We start from the raw sequence: 26,582 nt of genomic DNA on the forward strand, positions 1-26,582 counted from the left end.
GAAGGGGGGATCAGGCGGGGATCTTGGCTGTTGGCGGTGCGCTTGCAGTCTGGCGGGCCAGCTCCACGGCGCCCCAGGCGGGCGCGCGGTCCAGCACGCGGACGCCGGTGAGGCCGCCGGCGGCGAGCAGTTCGCGGACCCGGGCGGCCAGCGACGGCTGGTTGACCAGCATTCCGCCCGCCAGCAGGACCGGTGCTCCTTCAGGATTGGTGCCCAGCCTTCGGTTCACCGTCAGGGCCAGGCCCGCGAGGTGCCGTGCCGCGTCCTCGGCGATGGCCGCGCTCGCAGCGTCGGAGGCGGCGAGGTCGAACACGGTTCCGGCCAGCCCGGCCCAGTACCGGCGCTCCGGCCGGCGGTAGAACAGGTCCAGCAGCTCCCCGGGTTCCGTGACGCCGGTCTGCGCCAGAAGTTGGGCGGTCAACGGCCCGGCGGGCAGGCCGTCGTCGGATTCCCGCAAAGCGTTGCGGACCGCGCCGCGGGCCACGGCGTAGCCGCTGCCTTCATCGCCGAGCAGGTAGCCCCAGCCGCCGGCCCGGGCCTCCCGGCCGTCAATGGCCTTCGCCCAGGCGGCGGAGCCAGTGCCGGAGATGAGGACGGTGCCTGCCGTGAGGCCGCCGGCCGCAAGGATGATGCGGGTGTCGTGGTCCACGTGGATCCGGGCTCCGGGGAACCTGCGGGAGAGCAGGCCGCTCAGGCGTTCCCGGGCCGCCGGCGTGTCAGCTCCCGCGGCGCCGGCAAAGACGGCGTGTATTCCGTGGCCTGCAGGTTCGCCGATGCCCAGCCGGGCAGCGAGGTCGTCCAGCGCCGCGGCGGCTTCGTCCGGGCCGACGGAGGCGATGTTCGCACTGCCCACCGTGCACTCAGCGAACCGTGTGCACTCAACATCAGCCAGGATGGCGTGCGTCTTGGAGCCGCCGATATCCAAACCGAGGACACGGTCCAGGCCGGGGACGTGCCGCGTCACTTGGCCGCCGGCTTGTTGCTGCTGTTGCTGCTGCCGGTGGCTTCGGGCCAGCGGGCGCCGTTTTCCCAGTAGTGGCGGATTTCCTCGAGGTTCCGGCCCTTGGTTTCGGGGGCGAGGCGGTGGACGAAGACGAAGCCGGCGATGGCCAGCGCCCCGAACACTGCGAAGGTGCCGGCACCGCCGAGCCGCTGGAGCATGGTCAGGAAGAACGCCGCAACGATCACGTTGGCCACGAGGTCCGAGGTCAGCATGGCGCTGGCGCCCAGGGAACGCAGCCGGGCGGGGAACGACTCGCCGGCGTACACCCAGACCAGCGCGCCGAAGCCGAAGGTGAAGCCGACCGTGAACAGCAGGACCCCGAGGAAGCCGACCACAGTCAGGATTCCGCCGAAGTCACGTCCGGCCATGAAGACGCCCACCAGGATGACGTTGGCCACGATCATCATGCCGATGCCGCCGAGCAGGATGGGCCGCCGGCCCACCCGGTCCACCAGGGACAGCGAGACGAACACCGCCACCAGGGATGCGGCCTGGACCAGCGCGGGGAGCAGCAGGAGGGCGGCGTTGCCGGTGAAGCCCATGGCCTCGAAGATCCGGGGGCTGTAGTAGACCACGGCGTTGATGCCGGTGATCTGGATGAAGAAGCCGAGCCCGACGACGAACACGGTCGCTTTCAGGTACGGCGAGCGGAGCATCTCGCGCAGGCCGCCGCCGCGCTCTTCGCCGATGGCGCGGCGCATGTCCGCCAGTTCGGCGTCGACGTCTGCATCCGGCTCGATCGAGCTGAGCGTACGGCGGGCGTCTTCGGTGCGTCCGCGCATCATGTACCAGCGGGCGGTGTCCGGGAGGCGGAGGGTGACGGCGAGGACCGCAAGGGCCGGGACGGCGGCGAGGCCCAGCATCAGCCGCCAGTTTTCGGTGGCGGACAAAACGTAGGCGGCCAGGTAGCCGATGATGATGCCGATGACGGTGGCCACCTGGTAAGCCACGAGCAGGGCGCCGCGCACCTTGGGCGGCGCTGACTCGGCCACGAAGACGGGCACCACCACCACGGAGATGCCGATGGTCAGGCCCAGGAGCAGGCGGGCCACGAGCAGCATGGGCACGTCAGCGGCGAGGGCGCTGAGCACCGCAAAGGCGGCGTATGCTCCCGCGACGCCCACCATGCAGGCCTTGCGGCCCAGTTTGTTGGCGAGCCAGCCACCGAGGACTGCGCCCAATACTTCACCGATGACGACGGCGGTGGTCACCAGCTCCTGTTGGCTGGTGGAGAGCTGGAACTCCTTGGTAATGAACAGCAGGGCACCGGCGATATTCGACAGGTCGTAGCCGTAGATTATGCCGATGGTGGCGGCGGTGCCGCCGACCAGAAGGCCGAGGCGGGGCGTCTGGCGCAGGTCTTGCAGGAACGACATCTTTGGGTCCTTGGAAGTGATGGGGGATTCGGGTCCGGGAAACCGGTTCAAGCCGAATTGGTGTAAACCAATTTCCATCATTTTGGCCTAGACCAATTTTCGTGTCAATAGGTACCATCAGATTTATGGAAACCTCCGCCGCCGCCCTGCCCAAGTACTACGTACTCAAGGAGCAGATCCTCACCCTCATCGAGGACGCGGCGCCCGGAACGCTGATCCCCACCGAACGCGCGCTCGCCGAGCAGTACGGAACGTCCCGCACCACCGTCCGGCAGGCCATCGGCGAACTGGTGTCCGAGGGCCGCCTGGACCGGACGCAGGGGAGGGGAACCTATGTGGCGCCGCCGAAGGTGACGCACGTCCGCCAGCTCACGTCCTTTTCTGACGACGCCGCGAGCCAGGGCCTCACGGCCGCGGCCCGGATCGTGGATGTGAGCGTGCTTCCCGCCGATCCGGCCACGGCGCGGCGGCTGGGGGTGGAGCCGGGGACGGACATCCACCGGGTGGAGCGGATCAGGCTGGTGGACGGCGAGCCCCTTGCGCACGAGATTGCATTCCTTGCCGGGCCGCTCCCGGACCTGGCGCGGACCGTGGCTGAGCGCGGCTCGTTGTACGCTGCCCTGCGCGAGGACTACGGAATCCGGATCGCGGAGGTGGAGGACACCGTGGAGACCAAGCTGGCCGGACCGGCGGAGGTGCAGCTTCTCGACGTCGAAATGGGCGCCCCCATGCTCCTGGTCCACCGCCTCGGCTTCACCCCCGACGCGCGGCCCGTGGAGTGGACCGAGTCGGTGTTCCGGGGCGACCGGTTCCGCTTCGTGGCGCGGATGCACGTCTGAGGAAGGCGCTGCTCCGGCGGGCGGCACGTTCATTTACGTGCGGCCGGCACTCGTTTGTTACGCCGAACTGCAGAAGATGAAGCACTGTTGCGTAGCACGACGGCGGGTGTCGCCGGGCATTGTGAAGCAAGTTACCGGGTGGTTGTGTAAGTCCATAATCACGACGGGGCGGCGTAACGCCCTCCCTGAATCGAGGGGGACATGATCACAGCTTTGGTTCACAGAATCCGGACGCAATGCGGCGCGGAACTGAACACGTTCCGCAGCCAGGTCCACGCACTGGCGCGGCAGGACATCGGTTCCGGAGGCCTGGATGCGGCAGCCACCACCATGGCCCGCCGGCCGTGCCTGGCCACCCCGGGAGTGTCCGTGGACATCGTCGGCTTCACCTGCCCCCATTCCTCCGGTGGCGCGCCCTCGGTGCGCGTTGCCGTGTCCATGAGCCTGCAGCCCGGCCGGATGGCCTCCGCCGTCCACTGGGAAGAAGCCCATGCCTGGGCCGGCGCTGTGGCCGGCGGGGAATGGGTTGCCGCCGAATATGTCGGAAGCCAGGAAGGCCCGGACGGCATGGTCTTTCACTACGCCCTGAAAAACGCGGAGTACCCGGCCGTGCCGGAGTACTCGGCGGTGCCCGAATATTCGGCAGTGCCGGAGTACTCGGCCGAATACTCCGAGGTGCTGTAAAAGCGACTTAAACCAAATAAGGATCCGGCGGGAATGCTCCCGCCGGATCCTTTTTGTTCCGCGTTATTCCTTGCCCAGCCCTGCGGCAGAGGTCTTTTCACCGGTGACTTCATTCAGCTTCGCCAGGTCGAAGATGCCGTTGATGTCGGCCTGCTTGGTGGTGCCGGCATCCACGCCGTCCTGCAGCAGCTTCTTGAATGCTCCGGCCAGCGGATCCACCGTGAACACGATGTTTTTCAGCGAGCGGTCAATGACTTCCTGCGGGAGTGCCTTGCCGGCAGCTTCCTTCAGGGCGGCGTTCACTTCCGTTGCCTTCTCGGCTGCCGGGGTGTCGTTGAGCCACTTCACGGCCTGGACGTGGCCCTTGAGCAGGGCCTCCACCGTCTGCGGGTGTTCCGCGGCGAACTTCTTGTTCACGATCAGGATGGTGGTGGGGAACTCGCCGGGCTTGCCCGTCAGCGACCCGTCCCACAGGTCCTTCTCATCCACCAGGACCTTCGCTCCGGCCTGGAGCACCAAGCGCGAGGCCCATGGCTCAGGCAACCACGCGCCGTCGAGCTTTCCGTTCTGGAACAGCTTCAGGGTCTGGGCGTTCTCGGTGGGGTTGATCGCAACGTCCCCGCCGCCGTCGGGCGTGGTCTTGTAGCCCTGCTTGCCCAGCCAGGCGCGCAGCGCCACGTCCTGGGTGCCGCCCAGCTGCGGGGACGCCAGGGTCTTGCCCTTGAGGTCCGCCGCGGTCTTGATCTCCGGCTTGACCACCAGCTGTGCGCCGCCGGAGGCTGCCCCGGCGATGATGCTGATGGATTCGCCCTTGCTCTTTACGAACGAGTTGATGGCCGGGTTCGGGCCGATGTAGGTGGCGTCGATCGCGCCGGCGTTCAGCGCCTCGATCGCTGCCGGGCCCGCGTTGAACACCTGCGTGCTCAGCTTGGTGTCGCCCAGCTCCTTGGCGATGAAGCCCTTCTGGACGCCAACCAGCGCGGTGGCGTGGGTGATGTTCCCGAAGTAGCCCAGCTTCAGCTCGGTGGCGGGGCTGGTGGCAGCGGCCGCGTTGGCGGAATCCGGGGCGGCGTTGTTGGCGGCCGTGGTGGCGACGGCGACGCCTGCTCCCAGGACGGCAAGGATGCCGGCGGCAATGCCGATCTTGAGCCCGCTGGGGCGTTTCCGGCCGGCGGGCTGGCCCGCGGCGATCCGGGTGGAGCCCGGAAAATCGTTCGGAGAAGTCATGGTGTTTTCCTTTTGGATGATGGAGCGGAGGGGATGGCGCTGAGCGTTGGATTGAGATTACGGAGGCCCCTCGGGCGGCCACAATGGCAACCGACGCAGGCGTTCACCCGGCGTCGCAATGGTTCATCCTGGCGGTCTTATGGCTTCACCGGGAGTCGCGGGACGTCAAAAACCGGGCGTACAGCCCGTCCGGGGCGGACTTCAGGGTTTCCAGCACGGCTGGCAGGAGGTGCTGCTGCCGGCCCCAGACCGGGTCGAGCAGCTCGACGTACCAGGAGTCGGCCAGCAGCAGGGCGAGGCTTTCGTTGCTTTCGCGTGCCCAGTCCTGGATCTGCTCCGATTCGACCGGATTTTCGCTGCTTCCCAGGACAGTCACCACTTCGCCGTCGTGCAGTGTGACCGGAACGGACGCCTGGCTGACCTCCCCCGGGGCGTGGGCGATGGCAATGAGTTCTGTCGCGGCAGAGAGCCGCAGCAGGAGGGCCGCCGACTCCGCGGAGCAGAAGCCGGTGACGTACTCGCGCTGGGCGTGGCCGGCGTCGGGGCCGAGGCCGGGCTGGGATTCCTTGGTGAACAGTCCGCTGCGGTTGAGCTCCGCCAGCTGGCCGGCAATGGGCAGGGTCTCGTCGTCGAAGCGCGGGGCGAGGGTTCCGGGCTGGTACTCGCTGGTGCCCTCAAGCCACCGCGCGGTCAGCTCTCCGGCCGCGGCGAGTGTACTTGCCTGCCGCCACACTTCACGGTCTGCCAGAAGCCTGCCGTAGCCGTCACGTTCGGTGGTGAATTGATCGCTCATACTCGATGCTAGGCGCGGTTTAGGGATGAGCGGCAGGCCCAATGACGCCGTCGAACGCCGTATTAATCGCGGTTACGGCGTGTATCTCCCGGTTTCTCCGCGCTTTGACCGCATATTTCCGCTGACGGATAGTTGCAGCCACATCCTTCGCATTCACTACTTCTTTAGGGGCCACCAATGAATCGTCAGTCTCTTCCGTCCCGCACTCTCAAGACCCGTGCAGGCGCACTGAGGCCGGGGGTGGGCCTGGCCCTCGCCGCCAGCAGCCTGCTGGCGCTTTCCGCCTGCTCCGATCCCGGGGCTGCAGCTGCCGGGGGTGCAGCGTCCTCGAACGCGCCTGCCGCCGCTGCGTCGGCGGCCAAGACGTTCAACCTGACGCCCGAGCAGAACCGCGTTCCCGTCACCGTGGACGAGGCCGCTGCGGCGCTGGTTCCGGAAGCCATCAAGAAGGACGGGAAGCTGACGGTTGCCGTCAGTCCGTTCGCTCCGCCGCTGGCGGTTTACGCCACCGACAACAAGACGCCGGTGGGCAACGAGGTGGACATCGCCGTCGCACTGGCCCAGTCGCTGGGGCTGGAGGCCCAGATCGTTCCGACCGCCTGGGCGGACTGGCCCCTCGGCGTCGAATCTGGCAAGTACGAGGCCGTCCTCTCCAACGTCACCGTGACGGAGGAACGCAAACTCAAGTTCGACTTCGCCAGCTATCGGGACGACAAGCTCGGGTTCTACGCCAAGAGCGACAGCGGCATCACCAAGGTCGAATCCGCCGCGGACGTCGCCGGCAAGCGCGTCATTGTCGGCTCGGGCACCAACCAGGAATCCATCCTGTTGCGCTGGGACGAGGAGAACAAGGCCAAGGGGCTGAAGCCGGTCGAGTTCCAGTACTACGACGACGACTCCGCCTCGAACCTTGCGCTGCAGTCCGGCCGCGCGGACCTGACGTTCGGCCCGAACGCCACCGCCGCCTATAAAGCCGCGACCGACGAGAAGACCAAGCTGGTGGGCCTGGTGGACGGCGGCTGGCCGCTGAAGGCGAGCATCGCCGCCACCACCAAGAAGGGCAACGGGTTCGCTGCAGCTGCGCAGGCCGGCCTGAACCACCTGATCGAGGACGGTACCTACGGCAAGATCCTGGACCGCTGGGGCCTGTCATCCGAGGCCGTCGCCAAGTCGGAACTGAACCCGGCAGGCCTGCCGAAGAGTTAGTTTCGACGCAATCGATCGGTTCAGGATGCAGGGACCACCTTGAGCGCGGAGTTCCACTGGAACTCTGGGAGCTGCTCGTTGGCGGAAAGAAGAATATGGAGGAATCCGGCCTGCTCGAGCTGCCGGGCGCGGCGTTGCGGGCCGACGACGATCGGCCGGAGGCCGCCCGCTGACGCGAACTCCGCCACGGCGCGCACGGCGTCCTCGTCGTCGCCCGCGATGAGGACGTCGAGCTGCTGGCCTGCCACATCACCGGCGGCCAGGGTAGTGGCGAAGGTGGTGTTGAAGGCCTTCACCACTTTGGCTCCGGTGGTTTTCTGGAGCTCTTCGGCTGCGGAGCTGCCTTCAGGGACGCTGAGGCCTTCGAAGGTGGACGTGTCCACAGGGTTGGTGATGTCCACGTACACCTTGCCGTCGAGTGCATTGCCCAATTTGGCCACCACGTCCTTGGCGGGATCGAAGTACACGGCGGGGATCACGATGCCGCCGCTGAGCTCGTCGCCCAGCACGCCTGTGGTGACCTGGCCGCCGAGTTCCGCTGCGAGGGCGTCGGCCTTGGCTTTGTCGTCGTGGGCGAGGAGCTGGACGCTTTTGCCGCCCGCGATCGCGCGGGTTGCCAGACCGCGGGCCATGTTGCCGGTGCCGATGATGGTGATGTCAGTCATTTTGCTCTTCCTTCCAAAGCGGTGGAACAGGAGATTCACTGATCTTGAGCATGCTGCCCGAACGTGTTTGTTCAAGCTCCGCTCCAGTCTCCTCCTAGTGCGGTTGAAGCGTCAATGAAATCTTCCGTTGCCCCGGAAGCTGCATTGTTGAAAGGATGATCCTGGTGCTGCCGGTCCCGAGTCTGGGCCGGCGGAGCCGGGATGCTGCGCCGGCCGTCGGTGCGACGCCGTACTAAGGAGTGCCATGCGCGACCCGTTTTTCCTGGACAAGTCCGATCCCGGCAGCTGGAAGGCCCTGAACGGTGTGGCCCTGAAGGTTGCCGGCTCCGCGGAAGCAGCTGGGCTGGGCAGGACTGTCGTGGAACTGCTCAATGTCCGGGTTTCGCAAATCAACGGTTGCGCCTACTGCCTGGACCTTCACGGCCGGCTCGCCCGGGAAGCCGGGGTGAGTGAGCAGCAGTTGGCTGTGTTGCCCGCGTGGCGGGAGACGGCTGTCTTCAGTGAGACGGAACGCGCCGCCCTCGCCATCGGTGAGGCCGTCACGGTCCTGCATCACGACGGAAATTCCTTTGCCGAACTCGCCTCGGCCCGTGCGGCGCTTACCGAGGCGCAGTACTCCGCCCTGCAGTGGTGTGCGGTCACGATGAACGCCTTCAACCGGGTTTCCATCCTCAGTGGCCACCCCGTCCGGCCGCGGCCGGCTGCGGGGAACGTCCCCGAGAGCCGGGTCCCTGTCCACAGCGCGTCTGTGGCGTGATGGCATGAGTAACCTGGAGACCTTCCCCGAGGAAATCGTGTGCACCGAGGGGGACCACGCGGAAGCGGTGGAATTCCTGGCACCCCGGATGGTTCCTTTGGGCGGGCCCCGCGCCATGCCGGTGCGGCGGACCCTTCCCCAGAAACAGCGCAGCCTCATCGGCGCCTGGTGCTTCCTGGACCACTACGGCCCGGACCTCGTCCCGGAATCAGGGGGTATGAAGGTCCCGCGCCATCCCCACACGGGCCTGGCGACGGTGAGCTGGCTGTTCACCGGCAACGTCGCCCACCGCGACTCGGCCGGGTACGAGGCAATCGTCCGCCCCGGAGAGGTCAACCTGATGATCGCCGGGCGTGGGATCTCGCACCAGGAGTTCTCAACCCCGGATACTGGCGTCCTTCACGGCGCCCAGCTCTGGTATGCCCTGCCGGAGGAAACCAGGAACATGGCCCCGACCTTCCAGCACTATGCCCCGGAACCCGTGCAGGGAGAAGGCAGCGAGCTGCGGGTCTTCCTCGGCTCGCTGGCGGGGTCGTCCTCGCCCGTCACCACCTACACGCCGCCGCTGCTGGGCGCCGAGGCCGTGCTGCATGCCGGCGGACGGCTCGAGCTGGACCTGGACCCGTCCTTCGAGCATGGAATCCTGCTCGACACCGGCGACGTTTCAGTCGACGGGACGCCTATGGCGGTGGACCACCTGCACTATCTGCGCCCGGGGCGGAGCAGGATCCTGCTGGAGGCCGGGCAGTCACCGGCCCGCGTGCTGATCCTCGGCGGAGAGCCTCTTGGCGAACAGATTGTCATGTGGTGGAACTTTGTCGGGCGCACCCACGAGGAAGTGGTCGCCTACCGCGCGGCCTGGCAGGCAGAGATCGGCGCCGAGCGCGCCGACTCTCCTGCCGGCGGTACCTACCCGGACGGTGCCCCGTTCCCCCGTTTCGGGCCGTTCCCGGAAGGCTATCCAGCGCCGCTTCCAGCCCCAGCTTTGCCCAACGCCCGGCTTCGTCCCCGCGGCTAACCGACCATCCAACCCAGGAGGACTCGTGGAACAGCAAACAACCCTGACCGTCCAGAACGCACCGCAGCGCCGCCGCTACGAGCTCCGCGACGGCGACACCGTCATCGGCAAGGCGCACTACCTGCCGTATGACGGCGGACACGGGCCCGAACGGATTTTTTACCACACGACCGTCAGCGAGGACTACGCCGGCCAGGGCCTTGCCGCGCGCCTGGTCCAGGATGCCCTGGACGATACGCTGGACGCCGGCATCGCGGTCGTGCCAGTCTGCCCGTACGTCAAGCTCTGGCTGCGCAAGCACCCGGACTACCAGCAGCGCGCCGCCGCCGTGCACCCCGAGCACCTCGCCGCCCTCGAGAACGCGCAGCGGTAGCGGACTGCAGCGTTCGCTGCCCGCGCCGCCTGGCGAAGAGCGCAGCTACGGCCCCGCCGGTCTGTCGCGTGCGGCGGCCTCGGCACGTCCGGTGCTGCCGCGGACGATGAGGTCGCATGGAAAATTCACCCTGCGCGGCGGCTCCCCGGGCGCATGGATGCGGTCCAGCAGCATCCGCGCTCCCACGCGGGCCATTTCGCGGCTGGGCTGGCGCACCGTGGTGAGGCTGAACGAATCCCAGGCCGCCATGTCGACGTCGTCGTAGCCAATGACCCAGCAGTCCTGCGCCGGGAGCCGGTTGGCCCGGAGGGCGTCGAGGGCACCGAAGGCCATCAGGTCATTGGCGCAGAAGACGGCCTGTGGCCGGTCCGCGCGGGCGAGCAGGCGGTTCATGACCTGCGCGCTGACGTCGTGGGAGAACCCGCCATGGAAGCGGAAGTGTTCCGGCACGCCGTGGCCCCGCTCGGCCATCCTGTCCAGGAAGCCCTGGGCGCGCTCACGTGACGTGCTGGCGTTTTCAGCGCCGCCGATGAAGGCCACCCGGGTCCGGCCGTTGTCCAGGAGGTAATCGGCGACGGCGGCGCCCCCCTCGGTGTTGCTGCTGGTGACCTGGTCGCAGTCCAGGCCTTCCACCACTCGGTTGATGAGAACGATCGGGCTCTTCTTCTCAATGGCTGCCTGCAACTCGACGGAGTCCTCGGTCGCCGTCGTGAAGATGACGCCGTCGACGGCGTGTTCCCGGATGGCTTTCAGCGCGTCGTGGTGGCTGCCGCCCCCGGCGTTCCAGATGACGACGCGGAAACCTGCCGTGTCCAGCTCCCGGCTAAGTTCGTCCAGAACCTCCGGGTAGAACGGATTGGTCAGGTCGGCGACCACGACGCCGATGGAATTCGTCCGCCTGGTTTTCATGGCCTGCGCGCCGGCATGGGGCACGTAGCCCAGCGTCTCCATGGCCGCCTGCACACGGGCGCGGGTGGCCGGAGACAGCTTCGCGGGGGAGGACATCACCCGGGACACTGTGGCCTGTGAAACGCCCGCCAGTTCTGCGACATCACGGCTTGTGACCATCGGGGCGTTCTCCTTGTTTTCCTGCGGCTGGCGCCGGCGCGTTCATGTCAGCCTACCGGCCTGTTGTGGGATCGTGCTCGGCGCTCAGGCCGCGCCGCAGCCGGACGCGGGGCGCCGTCTCCGGAGACCAGAGCGCGCCGACGATGGTGATGACCGACGTCGCGATCATGTACAGCGCAACCAGCCAGTACCGGTCGAAGTCCGGGCCGATAAGCGCCGTGGCGATCAGCGGCGCGAAGCCGCCGGCGAAGACTGCGGCCACCTGCGGACCGACCGATGCTCCGGAGTAGCGGAGCTTGGGTTCGAAGAGTTCGGTGAAGTAGGCAGGTTCCACCGAGTAGCAGAGGTCCCGGCCGACGTTGCAGGTGAGGATGAGGACCAGGAGGACCATGAAGAAGTCGCCCGTCTGCACGGCCCAGAAGAACGGAAAGGCCATCAGGAGCATGGTTCCTGCGCCGGCCAGCACCGTGTAGCGGCGGCCCCAGCGGTCCGAAACCCAGCCCCAGAAGGGAATGGAGAAGATGCCCAGGCCGGCCATGATCATGGTGGCCAGCAGAATGCTGTTCTTTTCCAGCAGAATTGCCGGGCCGTAGGCCAGCAGGAACGTGGTGTAAATGTAGTAGTTCGCGTTCTCCGCGAACCGCATCATGATGACCTTGAGGATGGTCAGCGGGCGGGTCTTGATGACCTTGACCACCGGCAGTTTCTCGATTTCGCCCTTGCGCTTGATCTCTTCGAAGGCCGGGGACTCGTCCACGTTGCGGCGGATGTAGAAGGACAGCACCACCAGCAGGATGGAAACCAGGAACGGGATGCGCCAGCCCCAGGCCATGAAGTCCTCGGGGGAGATCAGGCCGCCCATGATGAAGAACGCGCCGTTGGCCAGCAGCGTACCTGCCGGAACGCCGATCTGCGGCCAGGAGCCGAAGAAACCCCGGCGTTTGGCAGGGGCGTATTCGGTGGCCATGAGGGCAGCCCCGCCCCATTCGCCGCCGACGCCGATGCCCTGGATGATCCGCAGCAGGACCAGGAGGATGGGCGCCGCGATGCCGATGGTGGCGAAGTTTGGCAGGCAGCCAATCAGGAAGGTGCCGGCACCCATGAGGCCGAGCGTAGCCATGAGCATCTTCTTCCGGCCCAGCCGGTCGCCGAAGTGGGCAAAAATTATTCCGCCGACAGGGCGGGCGGCAAAGCCGATCGCATAGGTGCTGAACGACAGCAGGATGCCGGCGAACGGGCTCACCTGCGGGAAGAACTGGCTGTTGAGAATGATGGCGGCGGCAACGCCATAAACGTAAAAGTCGTACCACTCGATGCAGCTGCCAAGCACTGAGGAAACCAGCGCCTTGCGGCGCATCTTCGGATCGATCACCGGCGGTGTCGGGGTTGTCACGGGGGCGCTCATTTAGAGACTCCTTTGTCTTCGTCCGGACAGTGAGCCCAGCCACACCGGCTGGCTCGTGACTAGCAGTGTATACGTATGCAAAAAGCTGAAACAACCCCTTGTGGCGAAATATGTATACGTATACACTCGATGATCATCCGGTCCTGCGGGGCTGGCCCGGGCGCTCCATAGGTCGCCCATCGACGAAGATGGAAAGGCAAACCCTGATGACCGTTACAACAGCACTTACCACCGGCGTGGACTCCACCCTGCTGAAGGAGCCCGCCCGCAACAGCGTGGCCCGGGGGAGCACCCCCGAGGTCCGCGCCACTGTGGAAGCCGTCATTGCAGACATCCGGGAGCGCGGCGACGAGGCCGTCCGCGAGTACTCCGCCAAGTTCGACAAGCACGCCCCCGAATCCTTCCTGCTCAGCCAGGAACAGCTCGACGAGATCATGGCCAGGGTTCCGGAGCAGGTCATCGAGGACATCAAGTTCGTCCAGCAGCAGGTCCGCGTGATGGCCCAGAAGCAGCTGGAGTCGCTGTCCGACTTTGAAATCGAGACCCTCCCCGGCGTTTTCCTGGGGCAGAAGAACGTTCCCGTCCAGGCTGCCGGCGCCTACATCCCCGGCGGCAAATACCCGCTCCTCGCCAGCGCCCACATGACCATCGTCACCGCCAAGGTGGCCGGGGTAGAGCGCGTGGCGGCATGCACCCCGCTCATCCAGGGGGAAGTTCCGGACGCCACCGTGGCCGCGATGTACCTGGCTGGCGCCGACGAGATCTACCTGCTGGGCGGCATCCAAGCCGTGGCAGCGCTGGCAATCGGCACCGAGACCATCAAGCCGGTGAACATGCTGGCCGGGCCGGGCAACGCCTTCGTCGCCGAGGCCAAGCGCCAGCTCTTCGGCGAGGTCGGCATCGACCTCTTCGCCGGACCTACCGAAGTCCTGATCGTCGCCGATGAACACGCCGATCCGTTCATTGTCGCCGTCGACCTTCTCTCCCAGGCCGAGCACGGACCCGACTCCCCGGCCGTCCTGATCACCACGAGCGAGGACCTGGGCCGCAAGGTCATGGAGCACATCGACACGATCCTGGTGGACATGCCCACCCGCGACTACGCCGGGGCCGCCTGGCGCGACTGGGGTGCCGTGCACGTGGTTGATACGTTGGACGACGCCTACGCCCTGGCCGATGAGTACGCCTACGAGCACGTCCAGATCCTGACCCAAAACCCGCGCGAGGCACTCGACAAGATGCACGACTACGGCGCCCTGTTCCTGGGTGAGGGAACGTGTGTCTCCTACGGCGATAAGGTAATCGGCACCAACCATGTGCTGCCCACCCGCGGCGCGGCCCGCTACACCGGCGGCCTCTGGGTAGGCAAGTACCTCCGCACCGTCACCTACCAGGAGGTGACCAACACCGAATCGAGCGCCTTCTTCGGCGAACTCTGCGGCCGCGCGTCGAGGGTGGAGCGGTTTGAAGGCCACGCACGGTCCGGAGACGTGCGCGCAGCGAAGTACCGCGGCACGTCACTGCCCTGGTCCGAGCACACCTTCGACAGCTAAGAGGACCTCACGTGCCGAACTTCCGGCTGGACGGCAAAAAAGCCCTGGTCACGGGTGCGGGACGCGGGCTCGGCAAGGCCATCGCTGATGGCCTCGCCGAGTCCGGCGCCACCGTCTACGGAACCAGCCGCGATGCCGAAACGGCCAAGCAGATCAGCGAGCGTTACGGAACCCCGCCCCTGGCGGTGGACGTCACCGACACCAGGACCGTCGAGGGGTTTATCGAATCGCTTCAGCAGGCCAGCGGCGGCATCGACCTGCTCGTCAACAATGCCGGCGTCAACGTGCCTAAGCCTGCCCTGGAGCTCACGGAAGACGACTGGGACACCGTCTTTGACACCAACCTCAAGGGCACGTTCTTCCTGACCACGGCACTGGCGCGGCGCTGGGTGGACGCCGGCACCCGCGGCGCCATTGTCAACATCGCCTCCCAGGCCGGGATCGTGGGAATCGAGGAACGGGCGGCGTACGGCACCAGCAAAGCCGGGATGATCCACCTCACCAAGGTCCTGGCCCTGGAATGGGCCGCCGCGGGAATCCGCGTGAATGCCGTCGCCCCCACGTTCGTGCGGACGGAACTGACGGCGTCGACGCTCAGCAGGCCGGACTGGGCCAATGAGCTGCTGTCCCGGATCCCGGCCGGCCGCTTCGGGGAACCCGAAGACATCGCCGGCGGGGTGGCGTTCCTCCTCAGCGACGCGGCGTCGCTCATCACCGGCCACACGCTGACTATCGACGGCGGCTACACGATCCGCTGACCCACCCACCGGCCTCTATATAGGAGCAGCAACATGGAAATCACGCAGACCATCGCGGCCACGGCAGTGGTTGGTGCCGGCTACATGGGCGGCGGCATAGCCCAGGTCCTGGCTTTGCACGGTTACAAAGTAGCCTTGGGCGACGTCGACGGCGAGATCGCCGAGCGCGCCCGCGTCCGCCTCGTGGACCAGGCCCGGGACTTTGAGGCCAGGGGGCTGCTGCCTGCCGGCGCCGCTGTAACCATTGGGGCCAACCTTGCCGCTGCCGCCAGCATTGAGGGTGCTGTCTCGACGGCGGACTACGTCGCCGAGGCAGTCCCGGAGGACCCGGTCATCAAGGCGGATATCCTGCGGCGCATCTCGTCTGCCGCGCCGGCAGGGGCAATCATCGCGTCCAACACCTCAGCCATTCCGATCGGGGAACTGGCAGCATCCGTCACGGGCCCCGAGCGTTTCCTCGGTGTGCACTGGATGAATCCGGCGCCCTTCATCCCCGGTGTCGAACTCATTCCGGGACCGCAGACCTCGCCCCAGGCCATGGACCTCGCGGAAGAACTCATCCGGGGCCTCGGCAAGGCGCCGGCGCGGGTGGCAGACACCCCGGGATTCGTTGCCAACAGGCTGCAGTTCGCGCTGTACAAGGAAGCGGCCCGGATCGTAGAAGAAGGCGTCGCCACCCCGTCCCAGATCGATGCGGTGGTCAGCAACACGTTCGGGTTCCGGCTCGCCCTGTTCGGGCCCTTCGCCATCGGTGACATGGCCGGACTGGACGTGTACGAATCCTCCTACCGGACCCTGGAAAAGGCCTACGGCGAACGCTTTTCCCCGCCCGCGGCGCTGGCTGCCACGGTGGAGGAAGGGAACCTCGGGCTGAAAACCGGCCGCGGGTTCCTGGACATCGATCCGGCCGGCAGGGAGGAACTCGTGGCGTATCGTGACAGCGCCTACGCCCGGCTGTCCCAGCTCCGGGCAGAGCTTGGAGAGGCGCCAGCCCTGTAGCCTCGGCTGTGCGCTAAGGCAGCCGGCCCGGCCGCAGCACGCTCGGAGTGCCTGCCTGTCCGGGCTCCAGCGGCACCGGGCTGACCAGCACCGCAGGCCCGCGGTGCAGCACGCCGTCGGAAAGCGCCTGGCAGCGCATGCCCCCGCGCCCCCGCATGGCGGCATGCGCTCCGGGGGCGAGCATCCTGTCCATCCACGCGCATGGGTGGGCGGGCCGGCCCCCTTTGAACCGCACTGGGTCCCCTTGGGATTCCAGCGTGAACTCCTGGCCCAGGAGCGGGGCCAGGTGCGCGCCCCTGAGGACCACGTTGCGCCGGGTCAGCAGCGGGTCGAAGGGGCCGGCGTTCAAGTCCGCAGCCATGGCTTCGAGGGCCTCGACGGCGAACAGTGTGACCGCCGCGTCCATGTGCGCCGCCTTGCCGAAGAACCGGTCCCCGACGATTCCTTTACCGGCCACGATCTCCACCCGGTCGGCATCCGCCGTCGGCACATCGGCGGCGCCGTCCCTCGCGCGGCCGAAATAGGCGTGCGACGGCGAAACGAGCAGATGCAGCACGTCCACGTCGTACCGGTAGGTTGGCGTCATGCACCAACGCTATACCCGTGACCGGGCCGGCTCTGGTGCTAGTGGTGTGCTGCGAGCAGGGAGCTGGCTTCCTGGCGGGTGGTGCCGGAGGATTCGATGTGGGCGAGTTCGGCGGGGATTTCCCAGCCCTTTTTGCGCATGGCGGTGGCCCAGAGCCGGCCGGCACGGTAGGAGGAGCGGACCAGGGGGCCGGACATGACGCCGAGGAAGCCGATTTCCTCGGCTTCGGTGGCGAGGTCCACGAATTCCTGCGGCTTGACCCAGCGGTCCACGGGGAGGTGGCGTTCGGAGGGGCGCAGGTACTGGGTGATGGTGATCAGGTCGCAGCCGGCCTGGTGCAGGTCCTTCAGGGCTTCGGAGATCTCCTCGCGGGTTTCGCCCATGCCCAGGATCAGGTTGGACTTGGTGACCATGCCCAGGTTCCGGCCCTGGGTGATGACGTCCAGGGAGCGTTCGTAGCGGAACGCGGGGCGGATGCGCTTGAAGATCCTTGGCACGGTTTCGACGTTGTGGGCGAACACTTCTGGTTTGGAGTCGCAGATCGCGGCGATGTGTTCGGGTTTGCCGGAGAAGTCCGGGATCAGGAGTTCGACGCCGGTGCCGGGGTTCAGTTCGTGGATCTTGCGGACCGTTTCGGCGTAGAGCCAGACGCCTTCGTCTGCGAGGTCGTCGCGGGCCACGCCGGTGACGGTGGCGTAGCGCAGCTGCATGGCCTGGACGGAGCGGGCCACCTTGGTGGGTTCGAACCTGTCCACGGGGGAGGGTTTGCCGGTGTCGATCTGGCAGAAGTCGCAGCGGCGGGTGCATTCGGAGCCGCCGATCAGGAAGGTGGCTTCCTTGTCTTCCCAGCATTCGAAGATGTTGGGGCAGCCGGCCTCTTCGCAGACGGTGTGCAGGCCTTCCTTCTTGACCAGGTTCTTGAGCTGGACGAATTCCGGGCCCATCTGGACCTTGGCCTTGATCCAGTCCGGTTTGCGTTCTACCGGGGTGGCCGCATTGCGCTGCTCGATCCGCAGCATTTTCCGGCCTTCTGGTGCCAGTGTCATTGTTCTCTTTCCCTGTTACTAAATCAGTAGGACTGCTGAATCAGCAGGCCACGACGTTGACGGCGAGGCCGCCCATCGCGGTTTCCTTGTATTTGGAGCTCATGTCCTTGCCGGTCTCGCGCATGGTCACGATGACCTCGTCCAGCGAGACCCGGTGCGAGCCGTCGCCCCACAACGCCATCTTGGCCGCGTTGATGGCCTTCGCTGCCGCGATCGCATTCCGCTCAATGCAGGGGACCTGGACCAGCCCGCCGATCGGGTCACACGTCAGGCCCAGGTTGTGCTCCATGGCGATCTCGGCGGCGTTCTCCACCTGCGCCCGTGTGCCGCCCATGACCTCGGCAAGCCCGGCAGCCGCCATCGACGACGCCGAGCCCACCTCACCCTGGCAGCCCACCTCCGCACCGGAAATGGACGCCTGCTCCTTATAAAGCACCCCGACGGCCCCGGCGGTGAGCAGGAAACGCACCACCACGTCGTCGCGGTCTTCCTGGGTCGCCTGGTCCATGCCCGGGGCGAAATGCAGCGCGTAGTAGAGGACGGCCGGGATGATGCCGGCGGCGCCGTTCGTCGGCGCAGTCACCACCCGCCCGCCGGACGCGTTCTCCTCGTTGACCGCCAGCGCGATCAGGTTCACCCACTCCTGCCAGTACTTCGGGTCCCGGTAGTCGGGATCATGGTCCCGGCCCTCCTTCAGGAGGCGTTCATGCCAGTCCGGCGCACGACGGCGGACCTTCAGTCCGCCGGGCAGCAGCCCCTCGCGCTTCAGGCTGACCGCCACGCAGGCCTCCATCACCGAATAGATGTGCAGCAGGCCCTCCCGGATGTCCTCCTCAGACCGCGAGGCGCGCTCGTTGACCAGCATGACCTCACCGATGGACAGGCCCTGGGCGCCGCAGTGCTCCAGCAGCTCCGCGGCGGTGCGGAACGGCAAAGGCAGCTCCTTCTTGGACTCGGCGAGCTCCTTCAGGGCAGCGTCCTCCTCGCCCTCGCGGACAATGAACCCGCCGCCCACGGAGAAGAACGTCGCCTCGTGAAGCACGGTCCCCTCGGCGTCGGACACGGCGAACGTCATGCCGTTGGTGTGCCTCGGCAGCACGGTCAGCGGCCGCAGGACCATGTCCTTCACGCCGTAGGGCAGCGGAACGCCCTTCCCATCGCCGGCGCCGGCCAGCTGCAGCGTTCCGGTTTCGGCGATGGCGGCAAGCCGCTCCTCCACCTCACCGGGAAGGATCAGCTCGGGGTGGAAGCCCTCCAGGCCGAGCAGGATCGCCGTCATGGTTCCGTGCCCGTGCCCGGTCGCCGCGAGCGAGCCGTACAGGTCCACCCGCAGCGACGCCACGTCCTGCAACTTGCCGGACGCCTTAAGCTCCTCGGAGAACACCGCCGCAGCCCGCATCGGCCCAACGGTGTGCGAGGACGAAGGGCCAATCCCAATGGAAAACAGGTCAAAGACGCCAACAGCCATGGTCGGTTCCTAACTGGAGAGTTGTGGTCGGTTCGGGCTGGGGAGGTGGACTTGCCGGTGGTGGAGTTTTTGTACAGATATCGGGACCTAAAGGGCCTCGAACTCGCGATATCTGTACAAAAACTCCATTCCTGGGAGGGGAGTTACAGTTCGCCGCCGTTGGCTGTTGCGTACTCTTCGGCCGACATCAGCGGACCCTCTTCGGTGACGGCCACCTTGAACAGCCAGCCGGCGCCATAGGGATCGCTGTTGATCAGCGCCGGATCGGCGACGACGCCGTCATTGATCTCGGTCACTTCACCGGTCACCGGCGCGTACAGGTCGGAGACGGACTTGGTGGATTCGACCTCGCCGCAGGTTTCGCCTGCCGTGACGGTGGCGCCGACCTCGGGCAGGTCCACGTAGACGATGTCGCCCAGGGCGTCGGCCGCGACAGCGGAAATGCCGATCCCCACCGGCCCCGCCCCGTCGGCAGCAACCCATTCGTGCTCAGCGGAGTACTTCAGTTCAGAAACAACTTTGCTCATCTGACTTTCCTTTACGTTTGACAGTCTGTTGGTGCTTGGTTACGAAAGGCTCAGCCAGCGGTTCGCTTGTAGAACGGGAGGGCCACCACTTCGAAGGGCTCAGCCTTGCCGCGCAGGTCGACGTCCAGGACCGTGCCCACTTCGGAATGCTCGACGTCGACATACGCCATCGCCACCGGATAGCCGAGGGTGGGGGAGGGCTGGCCGGAGGTGACCTCGCCGATCAGCATGCCTTCATTGAGCACCGGGTAGTGGCCGCGGGCGGCGCGGCGGCCCAGGCCTTTGAGGCCCACGAGCTTTTGGCCAATGGTGGAACCGACGCCGGCTGCCTTGATTGCGGCCAGCGCCTCCTTGCCCACGAAGTCGCTTTCCTTGGCCAGCGACACCACCGGGCCCAAACCCGCCGCATAGGCATTGACCTGACGCGAGAGTTCGTTGCCGTAGAGCGGCATGCCGGCTTCCAGCCGGAGCGAGTCACGGCAGGCGAGACCTGCGGGAATGAGACCGTGGCCTTCGCCAACTTCCAGAAGAGCTTCCCACAGTCCGGCAGCATCCTCGTTCGGGATGTAGATCTCGAAGCCGTCCTCGCCGGTGTAGCCCGTGCGGGCCAAGAGCAGGTCCTGTCCGTTAATTTCCACCTCGACGGCGGCGTAGTACTTCAGTTCAGTGACCAGCGTGTGCTGTTCGGTGGGGACCAGGGTCAGCAGGATTGCTGCCGCGTTAGGCCCCTGCACCGCGATCAGCGAGGTCTCTGCGGAGGCGTCCTCCACGACGACGTCGAAGTTGGCGGCCCGTTCGACCAGAGCCGCGGCCACCACCCTGGCGTTGCCGGCGTTGGGGACCACCAGGTACTTATCCTCGCCACGCCGGTACGAGATCAGGTCATCGATGATGCCGCCGTCGGCGTCGCAAATCAGTGAGTACTTGGCCTTGCCGACGGCGATTGCGGACAGCTTGCCGGCCAGGGCGTAGTCCAGGAAAGCGCCGGCATCCGGGCCGGTCACCCAGACTTCGCCCATGTGGGACAGGTCGAACAGGCCTGCCGCGTTGCGCACGGCATGGTGTTCGGCGAGCTCGGAGGTGTACTTGAGCGGCATCTGCCAGCCACCGAAGTCGGTGAAGGAGGCGCCGGACTTTTTGTGCTGGTCGTAGAGGGCGGTGTAGTTCTCGGTCATGGGAGAGTCCTTAGTTTTCGAAGGCTGCTGTGTTGTCCTCGAACGCTTCGAGGGGCGGGCAGGAGCAGACCAGGTTGCGGTCGCCGGCTGCGCCGTCGATGCGGCCTACCGGCGGGAAGTACTTGTCCTGCCTGAGTGAGGGCACAGGGAAAGCGGCCTGCTCGCGCGGGTAGGAACGGCCCCAGGTGGAACTGACGACGGCGGCTGCCGTGTGGGGTGCGTTGCGCAGCGGGGAGTTCTCCACGGAGAAGTCGCCGCTGGCGACCTGCTCGATTTCGGCGTGGATGGTGATCATCGCGTCGATGAACCGGTCGATCTCGGCCAGGTCCTCGGACTCGGTGGGTTCGACCATCAGGGTACCGGCCACCGGGAACGCCAGGGTGGGCGCGTGGAAGCCGTAGTCGATCAGGCGCTTGGCCACGTCCTCGGCGGTGACGCCGGTCCGGGCCGTGAGCTCGCGCAGGTCCAGGATGCACTCGTGCGCCACCAGCCCGCTGTCCCCCGTGTAGAGGACCGGGAAGAACTCATTCAGCCGGGACGCGACATAGTTCGCCGCGAGCAGCGCAGACTTGGTGGCCTCGGTCAGGCCGCTGCCGCCCATCAGCTTCACGTAGGCCCAGGAGATGGGCAGCACGCCCGCTGAACCGAACCGCGACGCGCTGATCGCGACGCCCGTTAATCCGGCACTGCCCGCCTCATGCGCGGCCTTGTTCGCATCGCCCGGCATAAAGGGGGCCAGGTGCGCCTTGGCCGCGACCGGGCCGACGCCGGGTCCGCCGCCGCCGTGCGGGATGCAGAAGGTCTTGTGCAGGTTCAGGTGGGACACGTCGCCGCCGAACTTGCCCGGCTGCGCCAGCCCGACGAGCGCGTTGAGGTTGGCCCCGTCGATGTACACCTGGCCGCCGGCCGCATGGATGGCGTCGCAGACCTCGCGGACGTCAGCGTCGTACACGCCGTGCGTGGACGGGTAGGTGATCATGATGCAGGAGAGCGCATCCTTGTGCGCCTCGATCTTCGCGTACAGGTCCGCGTGGTCAATCGTGCCGTCGGCGGCGGTGGCCACGACGACCACTTTCATGCCGGCCAGCACGGCCGAGGCAGCGTTGGTGCCGTGCGCCGAGGCGGGGATCAGGCAGATATTGCGCTGCTCGTCGCCGCGGGACAGATGATAGCCGCGGATGGCCAGGAGCCCTGCGAGCTCGCCCTGGGATCCGGCGTTGGGCTGGATGGACACCTGGTCGTAGCCGGTGATCTCGGTCAGCTGCGCCTCGAGGTCGGCGATCAGTTCACGCCATCCCTCGGTCTGGGAATCCGGGGCGAACGGGTGGATCGAGGCGAACTCAGGCCAGGAAATGGCCTCCATCTCGGCCGTGGCGTTCAGCTTCATAGTGCAGGAGCCCAGCGGGATCATGGTGCGGTCCAGGGCCAGGTCGCGGTCGGAGAGCTTGCGGATGTAACGCAGCAGCTGGGTTTCGGAGCGGTGCGTGTTGAACACCGGGTGCTGCAGGTACGCGGAGGTGCGCCGCACGGCTTCGGGGAGTTCAAAGCCCGCTGCGTCCCCTACCGGACCGGCGCCGAAGGCGACGGCTACAGCGGAAAGTGTTGCCGCCGTCGTCGTCTCATCAATGGAAACGCCCACGGTGTCCGCGTCGATGAGGCGCAGGTTGATGCCGCGGGCTTCTGCCGCCGTGATGACCTTGGTGGCCTTGCCGGGCACGCGCACGGTGAGGGTGTCGAAGAAGGAACCGCTGACGAGTTCGCGGCCCGCCGTCTGGAGCGCGGTGGCGAGGACACGGGCGTTGTTGTGGACGGTCTCGGCGATTGCCTTCAGGCCCTCGGGACCGTGGTAGACGGCGTAAAAGGACGACACGATGGCCAGCAGCGCCTGGGCGGTGCAGATGTTGGAGGTCGCCTTCTCCCGGCGGATGTGCTGCTCGCGGGTCTGCAGCGCCAGGCGGTAGGCGGGGGCGCCGGCGTTGTCCTTGGAGACGCCAACGATGCGGCCCGGGAGCGTGCGCTCCATGCCGGTGCGCACTGCCATGTAGGCAGCGTGCGGACCGCCGAAGAACAGCGGCACCCCGAAGCGCTGGGCGGTTCCGACGGCGATGTCCGCGCCCTGCTCGCCCGGAGGCGTGATCAGGGTCAGGGCCAGCAGGTCAGCGGCCACCGTGACCAGCGCGCCGCGCTCCTTGGCGGCGGCGATAACGCCGGACTGGTCCCATACCCGGCCCGAAACGCCGGGCTGCTGGAGGACGACGCCATTGATGTCGCCGTCGGGAAGCCCGTTGGACAGGTCTGCCACCTCCACCTCGAAGCCGAGGGCTTCGGCGCGGCCCTTGACGACGGCGACGGTCTGGGGGAGGCAGTCGGCGTCCAGGACCGTCTTGCCGTCCTTCGCTCCTGCCGCCTTGTTGGCCCGGCGCATCAGCAGCACGGCCTCGGCGACGGCGGTCGCCTCGTCGAGCAGGGAAGCGTTGGCGACCGGCAGCGCGGTCAGGTCCTGCACCATGGTCTGGAAGTTCAACAGGGCCTCGAGCCGGCCCTGGGAGATCTCCGGCTGGTACGGGGTGTACGCGGTGTACCAGGCGGGTGCTTCCAGGACGTTGCGGCGGATCACCGGGGGCGTCACCGTGTCGTAGTAGCCCTGGCCGATCATCTGCACGGCGGTCTTGTTCTTGGCGGCCAGGCGGCGGAGCTCGGCCAGGACCTCAACCTCGCTCAGCGCAGCGCTAAGCCGGAGGGCATTCTCCTGGCGGATGGATGCCGGAACGGCGGTATCAACGAGGCCATCGACCGTGTCATAGCCGATGTTCTTGAGCATGATGTCGATATCGGCCTGGCGGCGGGCGCCGATATGCCGGTCGGCAAAGGTTGATGGAAGCGATTGAATCGTCATGAGGAACTCCAGGTTTGGCCGGCCACGGGTGGCACGGCATGGTTTGGGTTCCTCCCCGCTCTGTATTGGACCTGAGAGATTCCGCGGACATGGTTCTCCGCTTGCACCGTCGGTGAGCCCGGTGACCCGAACTGCTTTCCAGAGTTGCCTAGCCGCGGCGGTACGGGGGCCTGAGAGATTCCTGGGGAGGATTTGCTCCTACGGCGCCTGCCCGATGCATGACTGGGAGGACTCTCCCGCCACGGGTCGAAAGGCTATGAAGATGTGGGTGATTCGGATCACAAGATACCGGACAATTCCGTCCGGGCCAAATCGCAACCATGCGCGGATGTCCCCCCGTTTCTTTCTGCGGGCCGGCGAGGCGACTGAACCAGCCGCCGTTTGACATTTCTTCGTGACCGAGACCACACTGAACCGGGTACCAGCGGGGGCTGCGCCGACCGGCACCTGCCGGAAGACGGGCGCCGCCGGTACGCATAAATTTTTCTCGACATAATTGAAAATGCTTACGATCTGCGGCGGGAGAGCCCTGCCGGTACGTTCAGCAGGCGCCGTAGGAGCAAACCCTCCCCAGGAAACTCTCAGGCCCCCGTACCGCCGCGGCGAGGCAACTCTGGAAAGCAGGCAGGCGCGTCCTGTCTCACCGACGGTGCAAGCGGAAGACCATGTCCGCGGAATCTCTCAGGTCCCATACAGAGCGGGGAGGAACCGAATCAGTGTGGCCATTCAAGGCCACTTGAACGATGGAGTTCCTAATGACGATTCATCCTCCTGCCTCCGCGGCCGGTGAGGCTCCCCGCCTGGAGCGGCAGCTGAGCAACCGGCACATCCAGCTAATCGCCATCGGCGGTGCCATCGGCACGGGCCTGTTCATGGGCTCCGGCAAGACAATTTCCGCGGCCGGGCCGTCCGTGATCTTCGTTTACATGATCATCGGCTTCATGCTCTTTTTCGTCATGCGGGCGATGGGCGAGCTGCTGCTGAGCAACCTGAACTACAAGTCTTTCAGCGATTTTGCCGCCGACCTGCTGGGCCCGTGGGCGGGGTTCTTCACCGGATGGACCTACTGGTTCTGCTGGGTGATTACCGGAATCGCGGACGTCATCGCCATCGCCGGCTACTCGAAGGAACTCTGGCCGGGACTGCCCCTCTGGATCCCGGGCCTGGCCACCGTCGCCATCCTGCTGCTGCTGAACCTCACCACAGTCAAGGCATTCGGTGAAACTGAATTCTGGTTCGCCCTGATCAAAATCATCGCCATCGCCGCGCTGATCGTGGTGGGCCTGTTTATGATCTTCAGCGGTTTCCAGTCCGACGCCGGACAGGCCAGCTTCACCAACCTGTGGAGCCACGGCGGCTTCTTCCCCAATGAATTCATGGGTTTTGTGGCCGGGTTCCAGATCGCCGTGTTCGCCTTTGTGGGCATTGAACTGGTGGGCACCACGGCTGCGGAGGCCAAGAACCCGGAGAAGAACCTTCCCAAAGCCATCAACTCCATCCCGGTGCGCGTGCTGCTCTTCTACGTGGGCGCCCTCATCATCCTGATGTCCGTCACGCCGTGGACCCAGTTCGCCGCCGGCCACAGCCCGTTCATTGCGATGTTCTCGCTGGCCGGGCTCGGGGCCGCCGCCACGGTGGTCAACCTCGTGGTGCTGTCCTCGGCCATGTCCTCGGCCAACTCCGGGATCTACTCCACCTCGCGCATGGTTTACGGCCTGGCGCAGGAAGGCGACGCACCGGCCGCCTTCGGCAGCCTGTCCCGCCGCAAGGTACCCAATAACGCCCTGTTCCTGTCCTGCGTGCTGCTGCTCTCCGGCGTGGTGCTCATGTACGCCGGCCAGGACGTCGGCAAGGCGTTCGACATGGTCACCACCGTTTCCGCTGTCTGCTTCGTCTTCGTCTGGTCGATCATCCTCGCCAGCTACATCGCATTCCGGCGCCGTCGCCCGCACCTGCACACCGCCTCCAAGTTCAGGATGCCCGGCGGAATTCCCATGGTGTGGGTGGTCTTCGCCTTCTTCGCCTTCGTGCTGTGGACCCTGACCACCCAGCCCGACACCCTGACCGCACTGCTGGTCACACCCGTCTGGTTCGTCCTGCTCGGTGCGGCCTGGCTGGTTCTGCGCCGCCGGCCCGCGCACCTGGCCCGCTACGCAGCCTTCCAGGACGAACTGCAGGCCGAGGAGACTGCCGCCCGCGAACATGCGGGCCGGCGTCTCGAGGAGAAGGAAAGCGTCAAGGGATGATCAGGACCGAGGAAAAGCCCTCATTGGCTGACCCGGCCAGCGGGGCCGGCGGGGAGTTTGTGCTCACCTTCCATTGCCCGGATTCCCTGGGAATCGTCCAGTCGGTCGCGGACTTCCTGCTCAAGCAGGAGTGCTACATCGTTGACCTCAAGCAGTTCGGCGACCGGAACGCGGGGCACTTCTTCATGAGGGTCCACTTCGCTTCCACGGGTGACACAGCCGCCGTCGAACAGCTCCGGGACGGCTTCGCGCCGCTGGCCGGACAGTGGAGCATGGACTGGCGGCTCGAGCGCCACGACCGCAAGCAGCGGATCCTGGTGATGGTGTCCAAGTATGATCACTGCCTCAACGACCTGCTGGTCCGCGCCCGCAGCCGCGAGCTGCCGGTGGAGATCGCGGCGGTGGTGTCCAATCACCCGGACCTCGAAAAGCTCGCGGCCTGGCACGGTGTCCCGTTCCACCACATCCCCGTGACCCCGGAGCGCAAGGCCGAAGCGGAGGCCCGGCTCCTGGAACTGGTGGACACTTATGAGGTTGAACTGGTGGTCCTGGCCCGCTACATGCAGGTTCTCAGCGACTCCGCCACCGCGCGGCTCGCCGGCAGGGCCATCAACATCCACCATTCCTTCCTGCCCAGCTTCAAGGGCGCAAAACCGTACCACCAGGCGCATGAGCGCGGCGTGAAGACGGTCGGCGCCACGGCCCATTACGTAAACTCAGAGCTTGATGAGGGGCCGATCATTGCGCAGCAGGTGATTGAGGTCGACCACACGTACACTCCCGCGGATCTGGTGTCCGTGGGCAAGGATGCGGAGTGCAAGGCCCTGACGAATGCCGTGCGCTGGCACGCCGAAGGAAGAATCATCCTGTCAGGGAACCGCACGGTTATCCTCCGCTGACAAGCCCAACCAGAC

Annotated in this window: 24 protein-coding genes and 2 riboswitches; of the genes, 11 read left to right on the forward strand and 13 right to left on the reverse strand. The window is 66.4% G+C overall.

What is annotated here, in order from left to right:
* Positions 1–10: 10 nt before the first annotated feature.
* On the reverse strand, positions 11–964 hold the full coding sequence (locus tag AC57BR_RS13330) for an N-acetylglucosamine kinase (protein WP_496361293.1): 954 nt from the start codon (positions 962–964) through the stop codon (positions 11–13).
* The gene (locus AC57BR_RS13335; RefSeq protein WP_496361295.1) at positions 961–2,460 is read right to left on the reverse strand and encodes a sugar porter family MFS transporter; all 1,500 of its coding nucleotides are present in this window, start codon (positions 2,458–2,460) and stop codon (positions 961–963) included. Before AC57BR_RS13335 ends, AC57BR_RS13330 begins: the two co-directional genes overlap by 4 nt.
* Before the next feature lie 44 nt (positions 2,461–2,504).
* Between AC57BR_RS13335 and AC57BR_RS13340 the strand changes: the two genes are divergently transcribed.
* Together AC57BR_RS13340 and AC57BR_RS13345 are read left to right on the forward strand one after the other, a co-directional pair.
* On the forward strand, positions 2,505–3,218 hold the full coding sequence (locus AC57BR_RS13340) for a GntR family transcriptional regulator (protein ID WP_496361297.1): 714 nt from the start codon (positions 2,505–2,507) through the stop codon (positions 3,216–3,218).
* A gap of 201 nt (positions 3,219–3,419) precedes the next feature.
* A complete protein-coding gene (locus tag AC57BR_RS13345; RefSeq protein WP_496361299.1) occupies positions 3,420–3,902 on the forward strand; it encodes a hypothetical protein in 483 nt (160 codons plus the stop codon).
* Between the two features lie 63 nt (positions 3,903–3,965).
* On the opposite strand, the gene AC57BR_RS13350 is transcribed toward AC57BR_RS13345, so the two are convergent.
* Both AC57BR_RS13350 and AC57BR_RS13355 read right to left on the reverse strand, forming a co-directional pair.
* Positions 3,966–5,129 (reverse strand): ABC transporter substrate-binding protein, encoded by a 1,164-nt coding sequence (locus AC57BR_RS13350; RefSeq protein ID WP_496361301.1) that lies wholly within the window; start codon positions 5,127–5,129, stop codon positions 3,966–3,968.
* Between the two features lie 145 nt (positions 5,130–5,274).
* Positions 5,275–5,922: a DUF6919 domain-containing protein gene (locus AC57BR_RS13355; RefSeq protein WP_496361303.1), complete on the reverse strand. Its 648-nt coding sequence runs from the start codon at positions 5,920–5,922 to the stop codon at positions 5,275–5,277.
* 177 nt (positions 5,923–6,099) lie between these two features.
* On the opposite strand from AC57BR_RS13355, the gene AC57BR_RS13360 reads away from it, so the two are divergent.
* Positions 6,100–7,128 carry an ABC transporter substrate-binding protein gene (locus tag AC57BR_RS13360; protein ID WP_496361305.1) on the forward strand — a complete coding sequence of 343 codons (1,029 nt, stop codon included), beginning with the start codon at positions 6,100–6,102 and terminating at the stop codon, positions 7,126–7,128.
* 20 nt (positions 7,129–7,148) lie between these two features.
* Here the strand turns inward: AC57BR_RS13360 and AC57BR_RS13365 are convergent, their stop codons facing one another.
* On the reverse strand, positions 7,149–7,793 hold the full coding sequence (locus AC57BR_RS13365; RefSeq protein ID WP_496361307.1) for an NADPH-dependent F420 reductase: 645 nt from the start codon (positions 7,791–7,793) through the stop codon (positions 7,149–7,151).
* A gap of 244 nt (positions 7,794–8,037) precedes the next feature.
* Here AC57BR_RS13365 and AC57BR_RS13370 point away from each other — a divergent pair, with 244 nt between their 5' ends.
* Genes AC57BR_RS13370 through AC57BR_RS13380 form a run of 3 tightly spaced genes read left to right on the forward strand, consistent with a single transcriptional unit; the run spans position 8,038 to position 9,941 of the window.
* The gene (locus AC57BR_RS13370; protein WP_496361309.1) at positions 8,038–8,550 is read left to right on the forward strand and encodes a carboxymuconolactone decarboxylase family protein; all 513 of its coding nucleotides are present in this window, start codon (positions 8,038–8,040) and stop codon (positions 8,548–8,550) included.
* A gap of 4 nt (positions 8,551–8,554) precedes the next feature.
* Positions 8,555–9,568 carry a pirin family protein gene (locus tag AC57BR_RS13375; RefSeq protein WP_496361311.1) on the forward strand — a complete coding sequence of 338 codons (1,014 nt, stop codon included), beginning with the start codon at positions 8,555–8,557 and terminating at the stop codon, positions 9,566–9,568.
* 25 nt (positions 9,569–9,593) lie between these two features.
* Positions 9,594–9,941 carry a GNAT family N-acetyltransferase gene (locus tag AC57BR_RS13380; RefSeq protein WP_496361313.1) on the forward strand — a complete coding sequence of 116 codons (348 nt, stop codon included), beginning with the start codon at positions 9,594–9,596 and terminating at the stop codon, positions 9,939–9,941.
* Between the two features lie 45 nt (positions 9,942–9,986).
* Here AC57BR_RS13380 and AC57BR_RS13385 read toward each other — a convergent pair whose 3' ends face one another.
* Together AC57BR_RS13385 and AC57BR_RS13390 are read right to left on the reverse strand one after the other, a co-directional pair.
* Complete coding sequence (locus AC57BR_RS13385; RefSeq protein ID WP_496361315.1) at positions 9,987–11,009, reverse strand: LacI family DNA-binding transcriptional regulator; 1,023 nt, start codon at positions 11,007–11,009, stop codon at positions 9,987–9,989.
* A gap of 52 nt (positions 11,010–11,061) precedes the next feature.
* Complete coding sequence (locus AC57BR_RS13390) at positions 11,062–12,414, reverse strand: MFS transporter (protein WP_496361317.1); 1,353 nt, start codon at positions 12,412–12,414, stop codon at positions 11,062–11,064.
* Positions 12,415–12,620: 206 nt separating this feature from the next.
* Here AC57BR_RS13390 and hisD point away from each other — a divergent pair, with 206 nt between their 5' ends.
* From hisD to AC57BR_RS13405, 3 genes are read left to right on the forward strand one after another with little or no spacing between them, the layout of a single operon-like run.
* Positions 12,621–13,967 carry a histidinol dehydrogenase gene (gene hisD, locus AC57BR_RS13395; protein WP_496361319.1) on the forward strand — a complete coding sequence of 449 codons (1,347 nt, stop codon included), beginning with the start codon at positions 12,621–12,623 and terminating at the stop codon, positions 13,965–13,967.
* Positions 13,968–13,978: 11 nt separating this feature from the next.
* Positions 13,979–14,725: an SDR family NAD(P)-dependent oxidoreductase gene (locus AC57BR_RS13400; RefSeq protein ID WP_496361321.1), complete on the forward strand. Its 747-nt coding sequence runs from the start codon at positions 13,979–13,981 to the stop codon at positions 14,723–14,725.
* A gap of 33 nt (positions 14,726–14,758) precedes the next feature.
* A complete protein-coding gene (locus tag AC57BR_RS13405) occupies positions 14,759–15,724 on the forward strand; it encodes a 3-hydroxyacyl-CoA dehydrogenase family protein (RefSeq protein WP_496361323.1) in 966 nt (321 codons plus the stop codon).
* 13 nt (positions 15,725–15,737) lie between these two features.
* On the opposite strand, the gene AC57BR_RS13410 is transcribed toward AC57BR_RS13405, so the two are convergent.
* The 6 genes from AC57BR_RS13410 to gcvP form a co-directional block, all read right to left on the reverse strand.
* On the reverse strand, positions 15,738–16,310 hold the full coding sequence (locus AC57BR_RS13410) for an MOSC domain-containing protein (RefSeq protein WP_496361325.1): 573 nt from the start codon (positions 16,308–16,310) through the stop codon (positions 15,738–15,740).
* A 38-nt stretch (positions 16,311–16,348) separates the two neighbouring features.
* Positions 16,349–17,356 (reverse strand): lipoyl synthase, encoded by a 1,008-nt coding sequence (gene lipA, locus AC57BR_RS13415; protein WP_496361327.1) that lies wholly within the window; start codon positions 17,354–17,356, stop codon positions 16,349–16,351.
* 40 nt (positions 17,357–17,396) lie between these two features.
* The gene (locus AC57BR_RS13420; RefSeq protein WP_496361329.1) at positions 17,397–18,824 is read right to left on the reverse strand and encodes an L-serine ammonia-lyase; all 1,428 of its coding nucleotides are present in this window, start codon (positions 18,822–18,824) and stop codon (positions 17,397–17,399) included.
* 143 nt (positions 18,825–18,967) lie between these two features.
* Entirely contained in the window at positions 18,968–19,351 is a 384-nt protein-coding gene (gene gcvH, locus AC57BR_RS13425; protein ID WP_496361331.1) for a glycine cleavage system protein GcvH, read from the reverse strand.
* Between the two features lie 50 nt (positions 19,352–19,401).
* Positions 19,402–20,526: a glycine cleavage system aminomethyltransferase GcvT gene (gene gcvT, locus AC57BR_RS13430; RefSeq protein ID WP_496361333.1), complete on the reverse strand. Its 1,125-nt coding sequence runs from the start codon at positions 20,524–20,526 to the stop codon at positions 19,402–19,404.
* A gap of 10 nt (positions 20,527–20,536) precedes the next feature.
* On the reverse strand, positions 20,537–23,422 hold the full coding sequence (gene gcvP / locus AC57BR_RS13435; RefSeq protein WP_496361335.1) for an aminomethyl-transferring glycine dehydrogenase: 2,886 nt from the start codon (positions 23,420–23,422) through the stop codon (positions 20,537–20,539).
* Positions 23,423–23,570: 148 nt separating this feature from the next.
* A riboswitch (glycine riboswitch) is annotated at positions 23,571–23,671 on the reverse strand.
* 260 nt (positions 23,672–23,931) lie between these two features.
* A riboswitch (glycine riboswitch) is annotated at positions 23,932–24,029 on the forward strand.
* Between the two features lie 148 nt (positions 24,030–24,177).
* Here gcvP and cycA point away from each other — a divergent pair.
* Complete coding sequence (gene cycA, locus AC57BR_RS13440) at positions 24,178–25,668, forward strand: D-serine/D-alanine/glycine transporter (protein ID WP_496361337.1); 1,491 nt, start codon at positions 24,178–24,180, stop codon at positions 25,666–25,668.
* The gene (gene purU, locus AC57BR_RS13445; RefSeq protein ID WP_496361339.1) at positions 25,665–26,567 is read left to right on the forward strand and encodes a formyltetrahydrofolate deformylase; all 903 of its coding nucleotides are present in this window, start codon (positions 25,665–25,667) and stop codon (positions 26,565–26,567) included. The genes cycA and purU overlap by 4 nt, the downstream gene beginning before the upstream one ends.
* Positions 26,568–26,582: the final 15 nt, after the last annotated feature.

This window comes from Arthrobacter sp. BGA-UO-ETr-C19 (assembly GCF_059568005.1).

Coding starts and splice junctions, on each gene's coding strand:
- hisD (WP_496361319.1), top strand. CDS start 12,621: ATGACCGTTACAACAGCACTTACCACCGGCGTGGACTCCACCCTGCTG.
- lipA (WP_496361327.1), bottom strand. CDS start 17,356: ATGACACTGGCACCAGAAGGCCGGAAAATGCTGCGGATCGAGCAGCGC.
- AC57BR_RS13420 (WP_496361329.1), bottom strand. CDS start 18,824: ATGGCTGTTGGCGTCTTTGACCTGTTTTCCATTGGGATTGGCCCTTCG.
- AC57BR_RS13410 (WP_496361325.1), bottom strand. CDS start 16,310: ATGACGCCAACCTACCGGTACGACGTGGACGTGCTGCATCTGCTCGTT.
- gcvP (WP_496361335.1), bottom strand. CDS start 23,422: ATGACGATTCAATCGCTTCCATCAACCTTTGCCGACCGGCATATCGGC.
- AC57BR_RS13365 (WP_496361307.1), bottom strand. CDS start 7,793: ATGACTGACATCACCATCATCGGCACCGGCAACATGGCCCGCGGTCTG.
- AC57BR_RS13405 (WP_496361323.1), top strand. CDS start 14,759: ATGGAAATCACGCAGACCATCGCGGCCACGGCAGTGGTTGGTGCCGGC.
- AC57BR_RS13345 (WP_496361299.1), top strand. CDS start 3,420: ATGATCACAGCTTTGGTTCACAGAATCCGGACGCAATGCGGCGCGGAA.
- AC57BR_RS13335 (WP_496361295.1), bottom strand. CDS start 2,460: ATGATGGAAATTGGTTTACACCAATTCGGCTTGAACCGGTTTCCCGGA.
- AC57BR_RS13340 (WP_496361297.1), top strand. CDS start 2,505: ATGGAAACCTCCGCCGCCGCCCTGCCCAAGTACTACGTACTCAAGGAG.
- AC57BR_RS13360 (WP_496361305.1), top strand. CDS start 6,100: ATGAATCGTCAGTCTCTTCCGTCCCGCACTCTCAAGACCCGTGCAGGC.
- AC57BR_RS13390 (WP_496361317.1), bottom strand. CDS start 12,414: ATGAGCGCCCCCGTGACAACCCCGACACCGCCGGTGATCGATCCGAAG.
- AC57BR_RS13355 (WP_496361303.1), bottom strand. CDS start 5,922: ATGAGCGATCAATTCACCACCGAACGTGACGGCTACGGCAGGCTTCTG.
- purU (WP_496361339.1), top strand. CDS start 25,665: ATGATCAGGACCGAGGAAAAGCCCTCATTGGCTGACCCGGCCAGCGGG.
- AC57BR_RS13370 (WP_496361309.1), top strand. CDS start 8,038: ATGCGCGACCCGTTTTTCCTGGACAAGTCCGATCCCGGCAGCTGGAAG.
- AC57BR_RS13375 (WP_496361311.1), top strand. CDS start 8,555: ATGAGTAACCTGGAGACCTTCCCCGAGGAAATCGTGTGCACCGAGGGG.
- AC57BR_RS13385 (WP_496361315.1), bottom strand. CDS start 11,009: ATGGTCACAAGCCGTGATGTCGCAGAACTGGCGGGCGTTTCACAGGCC.
- AC57BR_RS13350 (WP_496361301.1), bottom strand. CDS start 5,129: ATGACTTCTCCGAACGATTTTCCGGGCTCCACCCGGATCGCCGCGGGC.
- cycA (WP_496361337.1), top strand. CDS start 24,178: ATGACGATTCATCCTCCTGCCTCCGCGGCCGGTGAGGCTCCCCGCCTG.
- gcvH (WP_496361331.1), bottom strand. CDS start 19,351: ATGAGCAAAGTTGTTTCTGAACTGAAGTACTCCGCTGAGCACGAATGG.
- gcvT (WP_496361333.1), bottom strand. CDS start 20,526: ATGACCGAGAACTACACCGCCCTCTACGACCAGCACAAAAAGTCCGGC.